The sequence below is a fragment of the Streptomyces sp. NPDC006134 genome, from assembly GCF_040628835.1.
Classification (GTDB): domain Bacteria; phylum Actinomycetota; class Actinomycetes; order Streptomycetales; family Streptomycetaceae; genus Streptomyces.
In genome coordinates, this window is the sequence record NZ_JBEXTV010000035.1 from 42,233 (window position 1) to 61,607 (window position 19,375).

The window sequence follows — 19,375 nt, forward strand, 5'->3', positions numbered from 1 at the left end:
CGACCCCCGCGTCCCCGGGTTCTTTGGAGGTGAGCCGCCGTGGCACTCTCGATTTCGGCGGTGGTGCTGCTGGCGATCATCGTGTTCCTGCTGATCAAGAAGTCCGGGCTGAAAGCCGGACACGCCGTCGTGTGCGTCCTCCTCGGCTTCTATCTCGCCTCCTCGACCGTCGCCCCCACGATCAGCGAGCTCACGTCGAACATCGCGGGGATGATCGGCAGCATCAAGTTCTGACCCCGGCCGGCCCGTGCGCCCGCGGCCGGAGTGCCGTGCCGCGGGGGAGCCGCCGGGGAAGGACGGGAGCCTCGTAGGGTGGGACCATGACCGAACTGCCCGCCCGCCGTCTGCTGCTGGTGCACGCGCACCCGGACGACGAGTCGATCAACAACGGCGCCACCATGGCCAGGTACGCGGCCGAAGGCGCCCACGTGACCCTGGTGACCTGCACCCTCGGCGAGCGCGGCGAGGTCATCCCGCCGGGGCTGCGCCACCTGACCGGCGCCGCCCTCGGCCGGCACCGGCTGGGCGAGCTGACGGAGGCGATGCGCGCGCTCGGCGTCGAGGACGCCCGGCTGCTCGGCGGGCCGGGCCGGTACGCGGACTCCGGGATGATGGGCATTCCCGACAACGACGACCCCGCCTGCTTCTGGCAGGCCGACGTCGAGGAGGCCGCCGCCCTCCTCGTCGAGGTGATCCGCGAGGTGCGCCCCCAGGTCCTGGTCACCTACGACCCCGACGGCGGCTACGGCCACCCCGACCACATCCAGGCCCACCGCGTCGCGATGCGCGCCGCCGACCTGGCCGCCGAGGCGGGCTGCCCGATCGCCAAGGTGTACTGGAACCGCGTGCCCCGCTCCGTCGCCGAGCGGTCCTTCGCCCGGCTCCGCGAGGACCTGCCCGGCCTGCCCTTCGCCGAGCCGGCCGCCCTCGACGACGTACCCGGTGTCGTCGACGACGCCCGGATCACCACCGAGATCGACGGCACCGCGTACGCCGCCGCCAAGACCGCGGCGATGCGGGCGCACGCCACCCAGATCGAGGTCGCCGGACCGTACTTCGCGCTCTCCAACGAACTGGCGCAGCCGGTCTTCACCACCGAGTACTACGAACTGGTGCGCGGTGAGCGCGCTCCCGGCGCACGGGAGACCGACCTGTTCGCCGGGATCGCCGGCACCCCGGAGGGAGAGACGCCGTGAACGACCGGACCTCGCCGCTCGCCCAGCCGCTGCGTCCGCCCTCCCCGGGGCGGGCCCTCCTCTGCCTGGGCCTGTTCCTGGGCGGAGCCGTGACCGGCGCGGCCGGGGCGCTGGTGCAGCCCGCCTGGTTCCCGGGCGGACTGCTGCTCGCCCTCGCCGCCGAGGCCGGGCTCTGCCTGGGGGCCGCGCGGGCCGCCGGCGCCCGGGGCGCGGCCGTCGCGCCCGCCGCCGGCTGGACGATCGCCGTCCTCCTGCTCACCGCCAGCCGCCCCGAGGGCGACTTCCTCTTCGCCGCGGGCAGCGGCTCCTATCTCTTCCTGCTCGGCGGCATCGCCCTCGCTGTGATCTGTGCCACCCTCGCGCCGGTGCGGCAACCGGACGGCGGCGCCGCCCGACTTGGCAAGTGACGTACCACTTCGCCGTACCAGAAGAGAGCGCGTCGCGTGGGCATTTCCCCAGCGGTCCCGGGAAGCGCCGAAGAAGCGGCCAGTATGGTGGTGCGCGCCGCCGAGCCTTCCCCGAGCTCCTCGAGCAGGGGAACCCCACCGTGAGATCGTGACGGGCGGCGGAGCCAACCGGGAGAACCTGCCTTGAGTCGTGAAACTGACAGTCCGTCCTCCGGGCCCCACGGGCGCGGCGGTACCGCCTACCCCTCGGGCACGCCGCCCTACGGGACCCCCACGGCTGCCGACGACGGTACGGACGCGGGCCGTGCGGCCGGGCGGCCGGACGAACGCAAGACCGAAACCACGCTGACCACCCGGGTCCGGATCAACATTCCCGGATCCCGGCCCATCCCGCCGGTCGTCGTGCGCAAGCCCGTCGGGGAGTCGGAGAACGGCGCCGCCGACGGGGAGGAGACGGGCGCCGAGGCACCGGCGCCGGGCTCCGCCGCCCCCACGGGCGGCACCGCCGAGCCGCCCGCCGCCTCCGCGCAGCCGGCCGAGGAGAAGGCGACCAGCGACTGGTTCGCGCCGCGCAGGTCCCCGGCGGCCAAGAGCAGCCCGGGCACCGGACCGGCCAACGGGACCGGTACGTCCGGTGGTTCGGGTCTCTCCGGCGCGGGCTCCGGCCCCGGGACGGCGGGCGCCGGCGCGTCCGGCTCCCGGCCCGGCGGCCCGGCCGCCCCGAACGGACCGGGCGCCTCCCGGCCCGGCGGCTCGAACGGCGCCGGGCTCCCCGGCGCGACCGGCGGCCCCGTGGCGCCGGGACACGGCGGCGGCACGGGCTCCTTCGACGTGACCGAGGCGCTGACGGCGGGCCCGCTGGGCAACGGTTCCCGCCCGGGCGCCGGGCAGCGCCGCGACGACCTGCCGTACGCGTCGCCGAACGGGCAGAGCGCGCCGAACGGACGGAGTGCTCTGAACGGACAGAGCGCGCCGAACGGGCAGAGCGCACTGGACGGGCAGAGCGCGCTGGGCGGGCAGGCCGCGCGCAACGGCCGCGGCGGTCCGGGCGGTCCCGGCGGGCCGGGCGCCCCCGACGCCTTCCTCCGGCCCGGCGGCCCCACCGGCCCGCAGGGCCCCGCGGGCCCGACGACCGGCCCGGCCACCGGCGACGGGCGGCTGACGCCGTCGCCCGGCGGCGGACCGGGCACGTCCGGCGGTTCCGGTGGACTCGGCGTGCCCGGCGTGCCCGGCGCGCCGAACCCGTCCGGCGGGACCGGCGGTCCGGGCGGTCCCGGCGGTCTGCGCGGCCCCGGCTCCTCCCCGGCCGGACCCGGCGCCGGCCCCGGCACCCCCCGCCCCGGCGGCGGCCTGAGCGACGACACCGCCATCCTCACCCCGCAGAAGCCGGCCCCCGAACGGGGCGGCCCGGGGTACGGCACTCCCGCGGACAACGTCTCCGGGCACACCGTCACCAGCGGCGTCCCCGTGGTGCCCGGCGACCGGCAGGGACCGTTCGGGCCCGGCTCGCCCGCCGGCGGACCCCGGCCGCACACGCCCCCGAAGGCGCCCGAGCCGGCCCCGCCGTCCCCGGCGGGCTCCGCGAAGCCGAAGCCGCCGAAGAAGAAGGGGCGCAGCAAGCTCGTCCTGCTCGGCGGCGGCGTGGTCGTCCTCGCCGGTGCCGCCTACGGTGCCGGGCTGCTGATGAACCACTCCGACGTGCCCAAGGGCACCACCGTGCTCGGCGTCGACATCGGCGGCGGCACCCGCGACGACGCCGTCGAGAAGCTGGACGCCGCCTTCGAGGGCCGGGTGGGCAAGCCGCTGAAGCTCACCGTCGGCGGCGACACCGTCACGCTCAAGCCCGAGCAGGCGGGGCTCCAGTTCGACACGCAGGCCACGGTCGGCGCCGCCGCGAAGAGCGACTACAACCCCGTCTCCGTCATCGGCTCCCTCTTCGGCAACCACCGGGTCGTCGACCCGGTCATGCCGGTCGACGAGGAGAAGCTGCACGCCGCCCTGCGCAGCGCGGCCGGCGGCGCCGGCTCGGTCACCGAGGGCACGATCAGGTTCGAGCCCGGCAAGGCCGTCCCCGTGTACGGCAAGCCGGGCAAGGGCATCGACGTCGCCAAGTCGGCCGAGGCGGTGGAGGAGGCCTTCCGCACCCAGGTGGAGACCGGCACCGCCGGCCCGGTGAACGTCCCGACGACCACCCAGCAGCCCACGGTCTCCAAGGCCGAGGTCGACCGGATGATGAAGGAGTTCGCCGAACCGGCGATGTCGGCCAACGTGACCGTGCAGACCGACGCGGCGCACGCGGTCCCGATGAGCCCGCAGAAGTCGCTGTGGAAGTTCCTCCGGGTCACGGCGGTCGACGGCAAGCTGGTCGACAAGCCCGACCTGGCCGCCCTGGAGGGGCTCTACGGCCAGGCGTTCGACGGCGTGCTCGTCACCCGGGGCAACGGCAAGAAGACGCCCGTCACCCCCGAGGACGTCTACGCCGCCCTCCGCCAGGCGCTGACGAGCAGGACCGACCGGGTCGCGGTCATCGAGACGAACCCGAGCTAGTCCGCTCGCGGCGGAGGGGGGTGCCCGCCGGGCGCCCCCCTCCGCCCTGTCCGTCACCCGTTCCGCATGACATCTGTCATCCGGAACCCGGGACCGCGGACACTGCCGGGCCCCCACCCCGCGCGGCCAGCATGGTCGTCATGACAGCGGCAACGACGACGACGGCGGCGGCCACGGCCTCCCCGGTGGCCGGGTTCGACCAGGTGACCAAGGCGTACGGGAACACGCGGGCCGTCGACGGGCTCACGCTCCGGCTGAACCCGGGCGAGACCGTCGCCCTCCTGGGCCCGAACGGCGCGGGCAAGTCCACCACGCTCGACCTCCTGCTCGGGCTCAAGCGCCCCGACAGCGGCACGGTCACCCTGTTCGGCACCACCCCGCGCGAGGCGATCGCCGCCGGGCGGGTCGGGGCCATGCTGCAGAGCGGCGGGCTGATGGACGGGGTCACCGTGGCCGAACTGGTGGGGCTGGCCTGCTCCCTGCACCCGAGGCCGTACGAGCCGGCCGACGTGCTCGCCCGCGCGGGCCTCACGGCGATCGCCGGCCGCGCGGTGGGCAAGCTCTCCGGTGGCCAGGCCCAGAAGGTCCGCTTCGCCCTGGCGACCGCCGGCGACAGCGACCTGATCGTCCTGGACGAGCCCACCACCGGCATGGACGTCTCCGCCCGCCGGTCCTTCTGGGCCACCCTGCGCGAGCAGGCGGACCGGGGGCGGACGGTCCTGTTCGCCACCCACTACCTGGAGGAGGCCGACGCCGCCGCCGACCGGGTGCTGGTGCTGCACCGGGGCCGGCTGCTGGCCGACGGGACGGCGGCCGAGATCAAGGCGAAGGCCGGGGCACGCCGGATCTCCTTCGACCTGGACGGCCCCGTCGACGAGCCCGCGCTGCGCTCCCTGCCCTTCCTGACGTCCCTCACCGTCTCCGGCGGCGGCTTCGCCGCGGGGCCGGTCACCACCGTCCGCATCCGGTCCGCCGACGCCGACGCCACCGTGCACGCCCTCTACGGCCTGGGCCTGCGCCCCCGCAACCTGGAGGTCGCCGGGCTCGGCCTGGAGCAGGCGTTCGTCGCCCTCACCGCCGCCGAGGAGGCGAAGCCGCTGTGAACAGCCTCGTCAAGCTGGAGCTCGCCCGCACCCTGCGCAACCGCAAGTTCCTGTTCTTCTCCGTGCTCCACCCCGCGCTGCTCTTCCTGATCATCGCGGGCAACGCCGACGGCACCACCGAACTCGACGGCACCGGGCTGACCCTCCCGGCGTACATCATGGTCTCCATGGCCTCCTTCGGCGCCCTGACCGCCGTCCTGACGGGCAACAGCGAACGCATCGCCAAGGAGCGCGAGAGCGGCTGGGTACGGCAGTTGCGGCTCACCCCTCTGCCGGGGCGCGGGTACGTCCTGGCCAAGACCGCGAGCGCGGCCGTGGCCGGCCTGCCGTCCATCGTGGTCGTCTTCGCCGTGGCCGCGGCCGTGAAGGGCGTACGCCTCGACGCCTGGCAGTGGCTCGCCCTCACCGGCGCGATCTGGGCCGGCAGCCTGGTCTTCGCCGCGCTCGGCGTCGCCATCGGCTACCTGGCGAGCGGCGACACGGCCCGCCCCGTCACCATGGTCGTCTACTTCGGCCTGTCCCTGCTGGGCGGCCTGTGGATGCCGGCGACGACGTTCCCGTGGTGGCTGCGGGACGTCGCCCGGTGGCTGCCCACCCACGCGTACGCTGCCCTGGGGCGATCCATCGAACAGAGTCACGCACCGCAGGTCCAGGACCTCGCCCTCCTCGCCGCCTGCTTCGCCCTCTTCGCGGGCGGCGCGGCCTGGCTGTACCGGAAGGACACGCTGAAGGCGTGAGCGTCACGACGGAAGACCGGGAGGTCCCCGGCGGCGGGACCGGGCGGGGCACGGTGATCGGCCGGCCGCCCCGCAACCGGCGCGAGGCGACGGTCAAGCTGCTCTGGATCGGCGTCTGGCTGGTCTTCCTCGGCTCGCCCGTCGGCGACCTGGTCAAGGGCGGCCACGGCACCCGTGCCACCGTGGCCGCCACGCTCGGCCTCGCCGCTTTCGTCGGCGTCTATCTGCCGCTGCTCGCCCGGAACACGAGCCGGCCCTTCCCCCGGCGGGTCGTCGCCGTCCTCCTCACGGTCCTCACCGTCCTCGCCTGCGCGCTGGCCGGCACGCTCGGCAGCGCCTGGCTGGGACTCTTCGTCTACCTGTCGGTGGCCTGCGGGGCGGCCCTGCCGCTGCGCGCGGCCTCCTGGGCCGTCCCGGCCTCGGCCGCCCTGATGTACCTCATCGGGCGGCACTCCGCCGAGCAGGAAGCACGGGACCTGCTCCTGATGACCCTGCTCCTCGGGTTCGCGATGGCCGGTGTCGTCCGGCAGATCCGTACGTCCCTGGAGCTGCGCAAGGCCCGGGCCACCGTCGCCCAGCTCGCCGCCAACGAGGAGCGGCTGCGCCTCGCCCGCGACCTGCACGACCTGCTCGGCCACTCGCTGTCGCTGATCACGCTGAAGAGCGAACTGGCCGGCCGCATGCTCCCTGACCACCCCGGCCAGGCGGCCCGGCAGATCGCCGACATCGAACAGGTCAGCCGCCAGGCCCTGGCCGACGTCCGCGAGGCCGTCACCGGCTACCGGCGCCCCCGCCTGGCCGCCGAACTCACCGGCGCCCGCGTCGCCCTGACGGCGGCCGGCATCACCGCGGACCTCCCCGCCGAGCCGGACCTCGAAGGCGTTCCCGAGGAGAGCGAGACGGCCCTCGCCTGGACGCTGCGCGAGGCGGTCACCAACGTCGTCCGGCACAGCGGCGCCCGTCGCTGCGCGGTCCGGCTGCTGCGCCGCCAGACCCTGGACGGACCGGAGCTCGAACTCACCGTCGAGGACGACGGCACCGGCGGCGGGGGAGAGGGCCCCGGCAACGGCCTGACGGGCCTGGCCGAACGGCTCCGGCAGGCGGGCGGCTCCCTGGAGGCGGGCCGGACCCGGCCCGGGTTCCGCCTGGTCGCCCGCGCGCCGGCCGCGGCCGGGGCGGACGTAGGATCCCGGTCGTGAGCGGTACGACGATCAAGGTCCTGCTGGCCGAGGACCAGGCCATGGTCCGCGAGGCGCTGGCCGCCCTGCTCGGCCTGGAGGAGGACATCGAGGTCGTCGCCCAGGTGGCGCGCGGCGACGAGGTGCTCGACGCGGCCCGCGCGCACGCCGTGGACGTGGCCCTGCTGGACATCGAGATGCCCGGGGCGACCGGCATCGAGGCCGCGGCCCGGCTCCACCGCGAGCTGCCGGAGGTCGGACTGGTGGTCCTCACCACCTTCGGCCGCCCCGGCTACCTGCGCAGCGCCATGGAGTCCGGTGCCGACGCCTTCCTGGTCAAGGACGCCCCGGCCGCCCAGCTCGCCGAGGCGGTACGGAAGGTGCTGGCGGGGGAGCGGGTCATCGACCCCACGCTGGCGGCGGCGGCCCTCGCGGAGGGCGCCAACCCGCTGACCGACCGCGAACGCGAGGTCCTGCGCGCCGCCGCCGACGGCTCCACCAACGCGGAGCTGGCGGCGGCCCTGCACCTGTCGGCGGGCACGGTCCGCAACTACCTGTCGACGGCGATCCGGAAACTGGCGGTCCGCAACCGGGCGGAAGCGGTCCGCGTGGCCCGCGAGAAGGGCTGGCTGTAGAGCCGCCCGTCCCTGGCGGACCTGCCCGGCCCCGATGGACCTGCCCGGCCTTGACGGTCTCGCCTGGCTCTGACGCTCTGCCCCCCGGCGGACCTGCCCGGCCCTGGCAGCCCTGCCCGGCCCCGACGCCCTCGCGACGCCCCCGCCCGTCCGCCGGGCCACGGCTCAGTTCAGCAGCGCCCGCGCCGCCCGCGCCTGCGCCCGCACCCGCTGGGCCGCCGGCTCGTCCACCGCCGCGAGGACGTCGGCGTACGCGTCCAGCTCCGCCGCGCCCCGCAGGAACTCGCCCCGCTGCACGAGCAGCTGCGCCCGCTCGTGGCGCAGCCGCGCCGGATGCGAGGGCAGCAGCAGCGACAGCTCCACCGCCCACAGCGCCACGTCCGTCCGCTCGGGCCGGGCCGCCGCCCACGCCCGGATGTTGTTCAGGATCCGCAGCACCACGTCCAGCGGATCGGCCGGCGTCAGCATCGACGGCTCCAGCGGCGCCCCCGTGGCCCCGGCCACCAGCAGTTCCGCGTCGGTGCCCGTCAGCACCCGCCCCCCGTCGAACGGGTCCGCGAGCACCTGGTCCTCCGCGGGCCCGAACCCGACCACGAAGTGCCCGGGCAGCGCCACCCCGTACACCGGCGCCCCCGCCCGGCGGGCCACCTCCATCCACACCACCGACAGCAGGATCGGCAGCCCGCGCCGCCGCCGCACCACCTCGTGCAGCAGCGACGACTCCAGGTGCCGGTAGTCCGCGGCCGTGCCGTGGAAGCCGTACCGGTCGCCCAGCAGCTCCCGCAGCGCCACCGCCCAGGCCCGCGGCCCGCCCGGCCGGAAGGGCAGCTGCCCGGCCAGCCGGTCCAGCTCCACCTGGGCGGCGTCCAGGCCCGCCTCGTCCAGCGTGCCGTCCGCCTGCGCGCCCACCAGCAGGCACAGCACGGCCAGATCGGGCCGCCCGGACCGGGCCTCCTCGGCGAACCGCCGCCGCAGCTCGGCGGACCGCCCGGACGGCGGGGGCTGCGGGGAGGGCAGGGCGGGTCGGTGTCCGGTCACGACGCTCCGCCCTCCGTGGACCCGGACCCCGGCTCGCGGTAGTGGTGGTACGCGTGGTGCACCGAGAAGCCCATCCCGGCGTACAGCGCCCGTGCCGCCGCGTTGCCGGTCTCGACCTGGAGCCACGCGGCCGACGCGCCCTCGTCGAGCGCCCGCCGGGCCAGCGCGGCCATGACCGCCGTGGCCAGGCCCCGCCGCCGCGCCGCCGGATCGACCTCGACGGCCGAGAAACCGGCCCACCGCCCGTCCACGGCACACCGCCCGATCGCGGCCGGCACCTCCTCGCCCGGCACCGTCGCGAACCACACCGACGGCCCTGTCCCGCCTCCGGCCTCGCCCGCGCGGGAGGACCTCCCTTCCAGCACCTGCAGCGCCACCTCGCTCACGCCCTTGCGCCGGTACCGGGCGAGCCACGCCTCGTCCGCCGTCCGCGCCAGCACGACCCGCGCCCCCTCGGCCCCCTCGGCCCGGTCGGCGACCGGGGCCAGCGCCCCGGTCCACAGCTCGGCGGTCACCTCCCGCGTCCAGCCGCGCCGCTCCAGCTCCGCGCACAGCAACTCCTGGGTGCCCTCCGCCCCGGTCGCGGCCTGCACGTACGCGGGCAGCCCGCGCTCGCCGTACCACCGCCGTACGGCGGCCAGCGCCTCGTCGAGCGGCAGCCCCGGATCACCCAGCGGCAGCACCGAGTTGGCCCGCCGCGTGAAGCCCGCCCGTCGCCCGGCCACCACCTCCCGCGGACGCGCTTCGCGCGGCACCTTCTGGACTGCCGCCCGCAGCTCCCACGCCCCGAGCCACTCGCTCTCCACCGGCCGCCATGCCCGGGCGGCCACCCGCGCCAGCTCCTCGTACGAGGCGGCCGGGCCGCGCCGCCGCGCCGGCGCGGACGGCACCACCTTGCCCGCGACCAGCGCCGACTCCGGAACGCGGACGCTCTCGCCACTCTTCCGTGTGATCACCAGCACACCGCTGTCCCATGATGTGAGAACGCCGACCGTGTCGGTGAACTTCTCGCCCGGCGCGCCCGGTTCGGCCAGCCGCCGCACCGAGACCCGTTTTCCCACGTCAGCGGCGGTGATACGGACCTCCAGGCGCCCGGCGGCAGAGATTTCCACGGGTCGGTTCACCCCTCCTGTTCGGATCATGCCCAAGAACGGAGATACTAGGGGCGGGCATCGACGACGCCGCGCTCCCGCGCGCCAGGCGGCGGAGCCTGCGGAGGCCCGCCAGCGCCCTATCGAGGAGGAACGACAGCGTGACCTACGTCATCGCGCAGCCTTGTGTCGACGTCAAGGACAAGGCGTGCATCGAGGAGTGCCCGGTCGACTGCATCTACGAGGGCCAGCGGTCCTTGTACATCCACCCGGACGAATGCGTCGACTGTGGTGCCTGTGAGCCGGTCTGCCCGGTCGAGGCGATCTTCTACGAGGACGACGTGCCGGAGGAGTGGAAGGACTACTACAAGGCGAACGTCGAGTTCTTCGACGAGCTCGGCTCGCCCGGCGGCGCCAGCAAGCTGGGGCTGATCGAGCGCGACCACCCGTTCGTCGCCGCACTGCCGCCCCAGGGCGAGTAAGTCCCGGGCGGCCCCTCAGCGGCCCGCACGTGCCGCCTCGGTCCCGTACGGCCTGATCGCCTCCGATCGCCGTACGGGACCGAGGCGTTTGCCGCACAGCAGAAAGTGAGTCAGACAACGTGTCCGCAGTCCCCGACCGCCCCCCTGTCGCCCACCACCCTTCCAGGGAGTCGCTTCGCGACCGCCTCCCGGCCTTCCCCTGGGACAAGCTGGCGCCCTACAAGGCGACGGCCGCCGCCCACCCGGACGGCATCGTCGACCTCTCCGTCGGCACCCCGGTCGACCCGGTCCCCGAGCTGATCCAGAAGGCGCTGATCGCGGCGGCCGACTCGCCGGGCTATCCGACCGTCTGGGGCACCCCCGCACTGCGCGACGCGATCACCGGCTGGGTCGAGCGCCGCCTCGGCGCCCGGGACGTCACCCACCACCACGTCCTGCCGATCGTCGGCTCCAAGGAACTGGTCGCCTGGCTCCCCACCCAGCTCGGCCTCGGCCCCGGCGACAAGGTGGCCTTCCCGCGCCTGGCCTACCCGACGTACGAGGTCGGCGCCCGCCTGGCCCGCGCGGAGTACGAGGTCTACGACGACCCGACCGAGCTGGACCCGGCGCACCTGAAGCTCCTGTGGCTCAACTCCCCGTCCAACCCCACGGGCAAGGTCCTGCCCCAGGACGAGCTGACCCGGATCGTCGCCTGGGCGCGCGAGCACGGCGTGCTGGTCGTCTCCGACGAGTGCTACCTGGAGCTGGGCTGGGAGGCCGACCCTGTCTCGGTCCTGCACCCGGATGTCAACGGGGGCTCCTACGACGGCGTCGTCGCCGTCCACTCCCTGTCCAAGCGCTCCAACCTGGCCGGCTACCGCGCCGCCTTCCTCGCGGGCGACCCGGCCGTCCTCGGCCCCCTGCTGGAGATCCGCAAGCACGGCGGCATGATGACGTCGGCGCCCACCCAGGCGGCCGTGGTGGCGGCCCTCGGCGACGACGAGCACGTCCGCGTGCAGCGGGAGCGCTACGCCGCCCGCCGCGCCGCCCTGCGCGAGGCCCTGACCGCCCACGGCTTCCGCATCGAGCACAGCGAGGCCAGCCTCTACCTGTGGGCCACGCGCGACGAGCCCTGCTGGGACACCGTCGCCCACCTCGCCGAGCGCGGCATCCTCGTGGCGCCGGGCGACTTCTACGGCCCCGCGGGCGAGCGGTTCGTACGGGTCGCCTTCACGGCGACCGACGAGCGGGTGCGGGCCGCGGTGGAGCGGCTGGCGTAACGCCGCACGACGACGGCCGGAGACAGTCGGGAACGGAACGACGGGGCCGGAAGGCAGCCGGGAACAGAACGACGGGGCCGGAAGGCAGCCGGGAACAGAACGACGGGGTCCAGGGAAATCCTGGACCCCGTCGTCGTGCACGCCTGGTTCACGTCTGGTTCACGCCGGCCGGCCGGGCCGGTGGAGCCGGCCGTCAGGTGAGCGGCAGCCCCTGGACCGGCAGCCCCTCCTTGCCCAGCGAGCCCGTCGGCAGGCCGCCCTGGGTGGCGGTCTGCGCGGTGTCCCCGACGATGTCACCGGTGGAGCCGGCCACCTCCCCGGCGGCCTTCTGCGCGGCCGGCGTGGTCTTCTTCACGACCTTGCCGCCGGTCTTGCCCGCGGCCGGCACGGCCTTCTTCACGGCCTTGCTGCCGGTGTCGCCCGCGGCCTCGGTGGTCTTCTGCGCCGCGTCGTCGACGGTGTTGCCGACGTTCGCCCCGTCCAGGGCGGTCAGCCCGCCGAGGTTCGGGGCGGCCGGCAGCTCGGGGGCCGCGTTGGCGGAGCCGGCCGCACCGACCCCGGCAGCCGCTCCCGCAGCGACGAGCAGCGCGGCACGGGCGATCCGGCGGGTCAGGGGGAGGGACATGTTGCTCCTTCGACGGAGTGAACGGTGGAGAATCCGACCGCGCCCGGCGCTGGACCGGCCGGGCTCGGACGCAGTGACTACCGCTCGAAGTCCGCGAAGGTTGCGGCAGCGCAACGTAAAGAGTTGGTAATGCGTCGCATGATCGAATGCGCGGAAAGCGGGCGAAGAGGGCGCCGCCGGAAAGGGCGCCGAATCCTTACGGCACCGTGTTTCCGCGGGTTCCGACGGGCGCGGGGCGACTCTTCGAGAATGCGTGCGCCCCGTCGCCCGCACGGCGGGCCCCGTGACCCTTCCGGGTGAACGCTCGCACTAGGGCCCAGTGACGATCCGCACCGCTCCCGCGCTCCACTCGGCACCCGAGGCGCCCGAGGTCCCCACGGCGCCCACGGTCTCCTCGGTGTCGCCGTCGACCGGGCGCCACCGGCTGTCGGTGTTCCCGGCGGTCCACTCCCGCCCGGCGTACGTGACCCGCTTGATGTGCAGCGCGGAGGCGTTGGCCACCGCCCAGTGCGCCAGCTGCCAGCCGCGCTGCCCCGCGCTCCGCCCGGCCGCCGCCGAGTCCGCCGTCACCGGCAGCGTCACGGTCCGCCCGTCGGACCCGTCGGACCCGTCCGCGCCGCTCGCGGACGGCGACGGGGCGGGCGAGGCCGCGCCGTCCACCCGCGTGCCGGCCGGCTGGAGCACATCGCGCCCGAAGTCCCGCACCAGCGCCGCGCGCACGGAGCCGGCACCCTCGGCCCGGGTGGCGTCCGGGCGTCCCTCGCAGGTCAGCGTGGCCGCGGACCGCCCGGTGAGGGCGGCGGCCAGCAGCGTGGCGTCCGGCTCGTGCTTGGCGTACGCCTGCGGGAAGCCGCTGCGCTGCACGCGCTGCGCGGCGACGGTCAGCGGCAGCCGCGTGTAGCCGGGCACCTCGGCCAGGTGGTCGTAGAACTTCCCCGCCGCGTACGCCGGGTCCATGATCTGCTTCGGGGTGCCCCAGCCCTGCGAGGGCCGCTGCTGGAACAGGCCGAGGGAGTCGCGGTCGCCGTGGCGGATGTTCCGCAGCGCGGACTCCTGCAACGCGGTCGCCAGCGCGATCGTCACGGCCCGCTCCGGCAGGCCGCGCGCGGTGCCCACCGCGGTGATCGTCGCCGCGTTCACCGCCTGCTCCGGCGTGAACTCGTACGTCGCCCCGTCGCCCTTGCCGGAGACGACCTTGCATCCCGGTGCGCCCGTGCCGCCGGTGACGTACTGCACCACGAGGTAACCGGCGACCGCGAGCAGGACCACGAAGGCCGCCCCGACGCGCAGGAGACGGCCGCGGCGGGTGACGGTGACGGTGGGAGACGGCTCTGACACGGATACAAGGTACTGGAGAAAACCGTGCCTCCCGTGCCTGGTGGGGACCGTGGGCAGGCGGTGGGCGCAAGACCGGCGCGCTAGGGTCGACGGCATGGCCGACACCCCGCTTGACCTCGCCCTGGACGCAGCGAAGCTCACCGCCCAGCTCGTCGACTTCCCCTCCGTCAGCGGCTCCGAGAAGCCGCTCGCGGACGCGATCGAGACCGCGCTGCGCGCCCTGCCGCACCTCACCGTGGACCGGTACGGCAACAACGTCGTGGCCCGCACGAACCTGGGGCGGTCCCAGCGCGTGATCCTCGCCGGGCACATCGACACCGTGCCCATCGCGGACAACGTGCCCTCGCGGCTGGACGAGGACGGGGTGCTGTGGGGCTGCGGCACCTGCGACATGAAGGCGGGCGTCGCCGTGCAGCTGCGCATCGCGGCGACCGTCCCGGCCCCCAACCGCGACCTGACCTTCGTCTTCTACGACAACGAGGAGGTCGCCTCCCACCTCAACGGGCTGGGGCACGTGGCCGAGGCCCACCCCGAGTGGCTCCAGGGCGACTTCGCGGTGCTGCTGGAGCCGTCGGACGGCCAGGTGGAGGGCGGCTGCCAGGGCACCCTGCGGGTGCTGCTGAAGACCGCGGGCGAGCGGGCCCACTCCGCGCGCGGCTGGATGGGCTCCAACGCGATCCACGCCGCGGCGCCGATCCTGGCGAAGCTGGCCGCCTACGAACCCCGGTACCCGGTCATCGACGGCCTGGAGTACCGCGAGGGCCTCAACGCGGTGGGCATCTCGGGCGGGGTGGCCGGGAACGTCATCCCCGACGCGTGCGTGGTGACCGTCAACTTCCGCTACGCGCCGGACCGCACGCCCGAGGAGGCCCTCGCCCACGTCCGCGAGGTGTTCGCCGACTGCGGGGTCGCGGAGTTCGTCGTCGACGACCACAGCCCCGGCGCGCTGCCGGGCCTGTCCCACCCGGCCGCCGTGGCCTTCATCGAGGCGGTCGGCGGCACCCCGCAGCCCAAGTACGGCTGGACGGACGTCTCCCGCTTCTCCGCCCTGGGTGTCCCGGCGGTCAACTACGGACCGGGCAACCCGCACTTGGCCCACAAGCGCGACGAACGCGTGGAGGTCGCCAAGATCCTGGCGGGGGAGGAGCGGCTGAGGGCCTGGCTGACCGCCTGACCTGCCCGGCCGTCCCGGAACGGGTTTCACGGCGCTGCGTGGCGGACATGCTGAGGTCCCCCGTACGTAACCCGCGTAGATCTACGCTGAGGTGCAGGAAACCGCAAGCGGAGGGAGCTCGCATGGCTACCGGCAACCCCGAGGGCAAGAAGCGTCCGCCCGAGGAGCAGCGGCTGGGACCGGTCCTTCGCCGGCGCGGCCAGGTCCAGGCCGGCACGACGGACCAGCGCCTGCTGGACGAGCGGGCGCCCACCGACTGGGTGCACACCGACCCCTGGCGGGTGCTGCGCATCCAGTCGGAGTTCATCGAGGGCTTCGGTACCCTCGCCGAACTCCCGCCCGCCATCAGCGTCTTCGGCTCCGCCCGGACCCCGGTGGACTCGCCCGAGTACGAGGCGGGTGTCCGGCTGGGGCGCGGCCTGGTGGAGGCCGGTTTCGCGGTGATCACCGGCGGCGGCCCCGGCGCCATGGAGGCGGCCAACCGGGGCGCCTGCGAGGCGAACGGCATCTCCGTGGGCCTGGGCATCGAGCTGCCCTTCGAGCAGGGGCTGAACCCGTACGTCGACATCGGCCTGAACTTCCGTTACTTCTTCGTCCGGAAGATGATGTTCGTCAAGTACGCGCAAGGGTTCGTCGTCCTGCCCGGCGGCCTCGGCACCCTCGACGAGCTCTTCGAGGCCCTCACCCTGGTGCAGACCCAGAAGGTGACCCGCTTCCCCATCGTCCTGTTCGGCACCGCCTACTGGGGCGGTCTCGTCGACTGGCTCCGCGGCACGGTGATCGCCCAGGGCAAGGCCGCCGAGAAGGATCTGCTGCTGTTCCACGTGACGGACGACGTGGACGAGGCGGTGGCGCTGGTGTCGAAGGAGGCGGGCCGCTAGGGCCTCTCCTCCGGGTCGGGCCGGCGGGGCGCTACGCGAGCCCTCGCCGGGCCACCGCCGGGGGACGGTGCCCGGCGATCGACGCCACCATGTCCAGCACCTGCCGGGTCTCCGCCACCTCGTGCACCCGGTAGACCTGCGCGCCGAGCCACGCGGAGACCGCCGTCGTCGCCAGCGTGCCCAGCACCCGCTCCTTCACGGGCTTGTCCAGCGTCTCCCCGACGAAGTCCTTGTTGGACAGCGACACCAGCACCGGCCATCCGGTCTCCACCATCTCCCCGAGCCGCCGCGTCGCCTCCAGGCTGTGCCGGGTGTTCTTGCCGAAGTCGTGCCCGGGGTCGATCAGCACCGACTCCCGGGGCACGCCCAGCTCCACCGCCCGCTCGGCCAGCGACAGGGTCACCCGCAGGATGTCGGCCATGACGTCGTCGTACGTCACCCGGTGCGGCCGGGTCCGCGGCTGCGCGCCGCCCGCGTGGGTGCACACCAGCCCCACCCCGTACCGCGCCGCGACCTCCGCCAGCTTCGGGTCGACGCCGCCCCACGCGTCGTTCAGCAGGTCCGCGCCCGCCTCGCACACGGCCTCGCCGACCTCGTGGCGCCAGGTGTCCACGCTGATCACGACGTCGGGGAAGCGCCGCCGCACCTCCGCGACGAACCCGACCGTGCGCCGCGCCTCCTCCTCGGCCGTGACCTCTTCGCCGGGCCCGGCCTTCACCCCGCCGATGTCGATGATCGCGGCGCCCTCGGCCACCGCCTGCTCCACGCGCGCGAGCGCCGGCTCGTCGCGGAAGGTGGCGCCCTGGTCGTAGAAGGAGTCCGGGGTCCGGTTCACGATCGCCATGATCACCGGCTCGTGCGGCTCGAATTCCCGCCTGCCCAGCCTGAGCATCCCCTGTGACCTCTCCTCGTACGTGCCGGGTACCCCGCCGGGTACGCCCCGGTGTCTTCCGGGGCTCCCCCAGTCTCTCCCGGGCCTCTCCCGGCCGGTCCCTCCCGGGTCCCTCCCGGGTCTCTCCCGGTCTTCGGCCGCCTGCGACCCTAACGGCCGGCGGCGCATGGCACGATCGGACCCTGACACATTCGACTCCGGCCGTGCGGCTTCGGCACGGTCGGCCGGGCTGAAGTCGACTCGACACTTCCTCGCCGGCGCCGCGCGCGCCGGCACCGAGCGTGGGGGCCTCAAGCGATGGTTATGTTCCTGTTCCTGGTCGTCGCCCTCGCCGTCGTGGTCGCCGCGGTGACACTCGCCGTGGTGGGCGGCGGGGAGAACGGCCCGCTGCCCGAGGCGGTCCCCGACCGGCTCCGGGACCCCCTGCCCCCCGACCGCCCGGTCGGCCGCGCGGACGTGGAGCACCTCCGCTTCCCCCTCGCCGTGCGCGGCTACCGCATGGCCGACGTCGACGACGCCCTGGGCCGCCTCGGCGCCGAGCTCGCCGAACGCGACGCCCGGATCGCCGGCCTGGAGGCGGCCCTGGCCGGCGCCCGCGCCGCCGCGCCCGCCCCCGGGGAGAGGGCCGCGCCCGCCTCCGCGGGGGAGGCCGGGCGCGTCTCCGTGGAGAAGGCCGAGCGGGGCTTCGCGGAGAAGACCGAGCGTGAGGACGGCGAGCAGGAGGGCGGGGAGTGAGCGCCGGTGAGGCCGTCGCGGGTCCGGACGGCGCGCTGCGCTGCCCCTGGGCGCTGTCCGCGGCCGACTACGTGACGTACCACGACGAGGAGTGGGGCCGCCCGGTCCACGGCGACGACGCGCTGTTCGAACGCCTCAGCCTGGAGGCCTTCCAGTCCGGCCTGTCCTGGATCACCATCCTGCGCCGCCGCCCCGGCTTCCGCGCCGCCTTCGCCGGCTTCGAGATCGGCAAGGTGGCCGCCTTCACGGACGCCGACCGTGAGCGCCTGCTCGCCGACGCCGGCATCATCCGCAACCGCGCCAAGATCGACGCGACGCTCGCCAACGCGCGCGTGCTGGCCGGATGGGCGCCCGGTGAGCTGGACGAGCTGATCTGGTCCCACGCGCCCGACCCGGCCGGACGCCCCGTGCCGAAGACCCTCGCGGACGTTCCGGCCCTCACCCCGGAGTCGGCCGCCCTGTCCAAGGCCCTGAAGAAGCGGGGGCTGCGCTTCGTGGGGCCGACGACGGCGTACGCGCTGATGCAGGCGTGCGGGCTGGTCGACGACCACCTCGCGGACTGCGCCGCCCGCCGCCGCTGACCCGGCCCGCCGCGGGTCAGCGCCCGAGATACCTCGGCTTCTCCTTGTTCACGAACGCCCGCACCGCGATCGCGTGGTCCTCGGAGGCCCCGGCGCGCGTCTGGAGCTCGTCCTCCTTCTCCAGCGTCTCCTCCAGGGAGTGCGTCAGCCCGAACGCCACGGACTCCTTGAGCGCCGCGTACGCCGCCGTGGGCCCCGCGGCCAGCGCCCGCGCCACCTGCTCGGCCTCGGTACGCAGCTCGGCGGCCGGGACGACCCGGTTGGCGATGCCCAGCTCGTACGCCTCCCGGGCGGCGATGCTGCGCGGGAAGAGCAGCAGGTCGGCGGCGCGGCCGGGGCCGACCACGCGCGGCAGCGTCCAGGAGACGCCGGAGTCGGCGGTGAGCGCGACGCCCGCGAAGGAGGTGTTGAACGCCGCCGTGTCCGCGACGATGCGGTAGTCGGCGGCGAGCGCGAAGCCGAAGCCCGCTCCGGCCGCCACGCCGTTCACGGCGGCGACCACCGGCTTGGGCGCCCCGGCCAGCGCCCGCACGATCGGGTTGTAGTGCTCCCGCACCGTGCTCATCGTCTGCCCCGAGCCCGCCTCCCGGCCGGCGCCGAGCAGCCCGATGTGCTCCTTGAGGTCCTGTCCGACGCAGAACGCCCTGTCCCCGGCGGCGGTCAGCAGCACCGCCCGCACGGCGTCGTCCGCCGCCGCGGAGCGCACCGCGTCCCGGAGGGCGACCTTGGTGGCGATGTTCAGCGCGTTCATCGCCTCCGGGCGGTTCAGCACGATCGTCGCGAGTCCGTCGCTCACCTCGTAGAGCACGGTGTCGGCCATGGCGTATCCCCTCCGTGTCGCGGCTGCGGGCGTACCGCTCGGTACGTCCGGTGTCTGCAGCACAGCATGACGGAGATCGCCGGCAGCGGACCGCGGGCGGCATGTGACCTGCGTCAAAGAGGTCCGGTCCGGGTCCATTCGGCGGATGTGGGCGCGGGCGCGCAGTATCGCAGCCGCATCGCCGAATTGAGTGGTTTTGCTCGCGCGCGTTGCCCAAGCGATGCCGACTGATGTTGGTCATCGGGTCCTGCGATGCGGGATAATGGTGTGGAAGCAATGTGTTCGATGCCGGTGTCGCGTGTCCCTTGCCGGACCGCGCGTGCCCTTCTGGGGCCGTCGGCTGTGACGTGAGCTGGTATCAGGAAGGGGAACGAGCATGGCGGCCATGAAGCCGCGGACGGGCGATGGCCCGCTCGAGGTGACCAAGGAGGGGCGGGGCATCGTCATGCGCGTTCCGCTCGAAGGCGGCGGTCGGCTCGTCGTCGAGCTGACCCCTGACGAGGCCGACGCGCTCGGCGACGCCCTCAAGAAGGTCGTCGGCTGACGCGTAAGCGTCCATACCCGTTCAGTCGCCCCGGTGCCGCACGCGGTACCGGGGCGACTGTGTTCCCGCGTTTCCGCATCCCCGCGTTTCAGCGTTCCCGCATCCCCGCTTT

At 74.7% G+C, this 19,375-nt stretch carries 21 protein-coding genes; 15 read left to right on the plus strand and 6 right to left on the minus strand.

What is annotated here, in order from left to right:
• Positions 1 to 39 precede the first annotated feature (39 nt).
• From ABZ340_RS22670 to ABZ340_RS22705, 8 genes are all read left to right on the plus strand, one after another.
• Positions 40 to 234: a hypothetical protein gene (locus ABZ340_RS22670; RefSeq protein ID WP_358783618.1), complete on the plus strand. Its 195-nt coding sequence runs from the start codon at positions 40 to 42 to the stop codon at positions 232 to 234.
• Between the two features lie 86 nt (positions 235 to 320).
• Entirely contained in the window at positions 321 to 1,196 is an 876-nt protein-coding gene (gene mshB, locus ABZ340_RS22675; protein WP_358783619.1) for an N-acetyl-1-D-myo-inositol-2-amino-2-deoxy-alpha-D-glucopyranoside deacetylase, read from the plus strand.
• Entirely contained in the window at positions 1,193 to 1,603 is a 411-nt protein-coding gene (locus ABZ340_RS22680; protein ID WP_358783620.1) for a DUF6113 family protein, read from the plus strand. Before mshB ends, ABZ340_RS22680 begins: the two co-directional genes overlap by 4 nt.
• Before the next feature lie 183 nt (positions 1,604 to 1,786).
• Complete coding sequence (locus tag ABZ340_RS22685) at positions 1,787 to 4,150, plus strand: hypothetical protein (protein ID WP_358783621.1); 2,364 nt, start codon at positions 1,787 to 1,789, stop codon at positions 4,148 to 4,150.
• A 140-nt stretch (positions 4,151 to 4,290) separates the two neighbouring features.
• Complete coding sequence (locus ABZ340_RS22690) at positions 4,291 to 5,253, plus strand: ABC transporter ATP-binding protein (protein ID WP_358783622.1); 963 nt, start codon at positions 4,291 to 4,293, stop codon at positions 5,251 to 5,253.
• The gene (locus ABZ340_RS22695; RefSeq protein WP_358783623.1) at positions 5,250 to 5,990 is read left to right on the plus strand and encodes an ABC transporter permease; all 741 of its coding nucleotides are present in this window, start codon (positions 5,250 to 5,252) and stop codon (positions 5,988 to 5,990) included. The genes ABZ340_RS22690 and ABZ340_RS22695 overlap by 4 nt, the downstream gene beginning before the upstream one ends.
• Entirely contained in the window at positions 5,987 to 7,189 is a 1,203-nt protein-coding gene (locus ABZ340_RS22700) for a histidine kinase (protein WP_358783624.1), read from the plus strand. The genes ABZ340_RS22695 and ABZ340_RS22700 overlap by 4 nt, the downstream gene beginning before the upstream one ends.
• Positions 7,186 to 7,803, plus strand: a complete 618-nt coding sequence (locus ABZ340_RS22705) for a response regulator transcription factor (RefSeq protein WP_358783625.1) — start codon at positions 7,186 to 7,188, stop codon at positions 7,801 to 7,803. The genes ABZ340_RS22700 and ABZ340_RS22705 overlap by 4 nt, the downstream gene beginning before the upstream one ends.
• Before the next feature lie 165 nt (positions 7,804 to 7,968).
• Here the strand turns inward: ABZ340_RS22705 and ABZ340_RS22710 are convergent, their stop codons facing one another.
• Positions 7,969 to 8,841 (minus strand): transglutaminase-like domain-containing protein, encoded by an 873-nt coding sequence (locus ABZ340_RS22710; RefSeq protein WP_358783626.1) that lies wholly within the window; start codon positions 8,839 to 8,841, stop codon positions 7,969 to 7,971.
• Complete coding sequence (locus tag ABZ340_RS22715; RefSeq protein WP_358783627.1) at positions 8,838 to 9,953, minus strand: GNAT family N-acetyltransferase; 1,116 nt, start codon at positions 9,951 to 9,953, stop codon at positions 8,838 to 8,840. Before ABZ340_RS22715 ends, ABZ340_RS22710 begins: the two co-directional genes overlap by 4 nt.
• 140 nt (positions 9,954 to 10,093) lie before the next feature.
• Between ABZ340_RS22715 and fdxA the strand changes: the two genes are divergently transcribed.
• Together fdxA and ABZ340_RS22725 are read left to right on the plus strand one after the other, a co-directional pair.
• Positions 10,094 to 10,414, plus strand: coding sequence for a ferredoxin (fdxA, locus tag ABZ340_RS22720; RefSeq protein WP_014674796.1), 321 nt, complete (start codon positions 10,094 to 10,096; stop codon positions 10,412 to 10,414).
• Positions 10,415 to 10,533: 119 nt separating this feature from the next.
• Entirely contained in the window at positions 10,534 to 11,673 is a 1,140-nt protein-coding gene (locus tag ABZ340_RS22725; RefSeq protein ID WP_358783628.1) for a bifunctional succinyldiaminopimelate transaminase/glutamate-prephenate aminotransferase, read from the plus strand.
• A gap of 193 nt (positions 11,674 to 11,866) precedes the next feature.
• On the opposite strand, the gene ABZ340_RS22730 is transcribed toward ABZ340_RS22725, so the two are convergent.
• Both ABZ340_RS22730 and ABZ340_RS22735 read right to left on the minus strand, forming a co-directional pair.
• Positions 11,867 to 12,298 carry an ATP-binding protein gene (locus tag ABZ340_RS22730; protein ID WP_358783629.1) on the minus strand — a complete coding sequence of 144 codons (432 nt, stop codon included), beginning with the start codon at positions 12,296 to 12,298 and terminating at the stop codon, positions 11,867 to 11,869.
• 309 nt (positions 12,299 to 12,607) lie between these two features.
• Positions 12,608 to 13,567, minus strand: a complete 960-nt coding sequence (locus ABZ340_RS22735; RefSeq protein ID WP_358783658.1) for a heavy metal transporter — start codon at positions 13,565 to 13,567, stop codon at positions 12,608 to 12,610.
• Positions 13,568 to 13,730: 163 nt separating this feature from the next.
• Between ABZ340_RS22735 and dapE the strand changes: the two genes are divergently transcribed.
• Together dapE and ABZ340_RS22745 are read left to right on the plus strand one after the other, a co-directional pair.
• Positions 13,731 to 14,810, plus strand: a complete 1,080-nt coding sequence (gene dapE, locus ABZ340_RS22740) for a succinyl-diaminopimelate desuccinylase (protein WP_358783630.1) — start codon at positions 13,731 to 13,733, stop codon at positions 14,808 to 14,810.
• 122 nt (positions 14,811 to 14,932) lie between these two features.
• Positions 14,933 to 15,691 carry a TIGR00730 family Rossman fold protein gene (locus tag ABZ340_RS22745; protein WP_358783631.1) on the plus strand — a complete coding sequence of 253 codons (759 nt, stop codon included), beginning with the start codon at positions 14,933 to 14,935 and terminating at the stop codon, positions 15,689 to 15,691.
• Between the two features lie 31 nt (positions 15,692 to 15,722).
• Here ABZ340_RS22745 and folP read toward each other — a convergent pair whose 3' ends face one another.
• Entirely contained in the window at positions 15,723 to 16,583 is an 861-nt protein-coding gene (gene folP / locus ABZ340_RS22750; protein WP_358783632.1) for a dihydropteroate synthase, read from the minus strand.
• 297 nt (positions 16,584 to 16,880) lie between these two features.
• On the opposite strand from folP, the gene ABZ340_RS22755 reads away from it, so the two are divergent.
• Both ABZ340_RS22755 and ABZ340_RS22760 read left to right on the plus strand, forming a co-directional pair.
• The gene (locus tag ABZ340_RS22755) at positions 16,881 to 17,318 is read left to right on the plus strand and encodes a DivIVA domain-containing protein (RefSeq protein ID WP_358783633.1); all 438 of its coding nucleotides are present in this window, start codon (positions 16,881 to 16,883) and stop codon (positions 17,316 to 17,318) included.
• The gene (locus ABZ340_RS22760) at positions 17,315 to 17,899 is read left to right on the plus strand and encodes a DNA-3-methyladenine glycosylase I (protein ID WP_358783634.1); all 585 of its coding nucleotides are present in this window, start codon (positions 17,315 to 17,317) and stop codon (positions 17,897 to 17,899) included. Before ABZ340_RS22755 ends, ABZ340_RS22760 begins: the two co-directional genes overlap by 4 nt.
• Before the next feature lie 16 nt (positions 17,900 to 17,915).
• Here the strand turns inward: ABZ340_RS22760 and ABZ340_RS22765 are convergent, their stop codons facing one another.
• On the minus strand, positions 17,916 to 18,719 hold the full coding sequence (locus ABZ340_RS22765) for an enoyl-CoA hydratase-related protein (protein WP_358783635.1): 804 nt from the start codon (positions 18,717 to 18,719) through the stop codon (positions 17,916 to 17,918).
• A gap of 376 nt (positions 18,720 to 19,095) precedes the next feature.
• Between ABZ340_RS22765 and ABZ340_RS22770 the strand changes: the two genes are divergently transcribed.
• The gene (locus ABZ340_RS22770; RefSeq protein ID WP_003966491.1) at positions 19,096 to 19,263 is read left to right on the plus strand and encodes a DUF3117 domain-containing protein; all 168 of its coding nucleotides are present in this window, start codon (positions 19,096 to 19,098) and stop codon (positions 19,261 to 19,263) included.
• Positions 19,264 to 19,375 lie beyond the last annotated feature (112 nt).

Coding starts and splice junctions, on each gene's coding strand:
- mshB (WP_358783619.1), top strand. CDS start 321: ATGACCGAACTGCCCGCCCGCCGTCTGCTGCTGGTGCACGCGCACCCG.
- ABZ340_RS22690 (WP_358783622.1), top strand. CDS start 4,291: ATGACAGCGGCAACGACGACGACGGCGGCGGCCACGGCCTCCCCGGTG.
- ABZ340_RS22730 (WP_358783629.1), bottom strand. CDS start 12,298: ATGTCCCTCCCCCTGACCCGCCGGATCGCCCGTGCCGCGCTGCTCGTC.
- dapE (WP_358783630.1), top strand. CDS start 13,731: ATGGCCGACACCCCGCTTGACCTCGCCCTGGACGCAGCGAAGCTCACC.
- ABZ340_RS22745 (WP_358783631.1), top strand. CDS start 14,933: ATGGCTACCGGCAACCCCGAGGGCAAGAAGCGTCCGCCCGAGGAGCAG.
- folP (WP_358783632.1), bottom strand. CDS start 16,583: ATGCTCAGGCTGGGCAGGCGGGAATTCGAGCCGCACGAGCCGGTGATC.
- ABZ340_RS22755 (WP_358783633.1), top strand. CDS start 16,881: ATGGTTATGTTCCTGTTCCTGGTCGTCGCCCTCGCCGTCGTGGTCGCC.
- ABZ340_RS22765 (WP_358783635.1), bottom strand. CDS start 18,719: ATGGCCGACACCGTGCTCTACGAGGTGAGCGACGGACTCGCGACGATC.
- ABZ340_RS22770 (WP_003966491.1), top strand. CDS start 19,096: ATGGCGGCCATGAAGCCGCGGACGGGCGATGGCCCGCTCGAGGTGACC.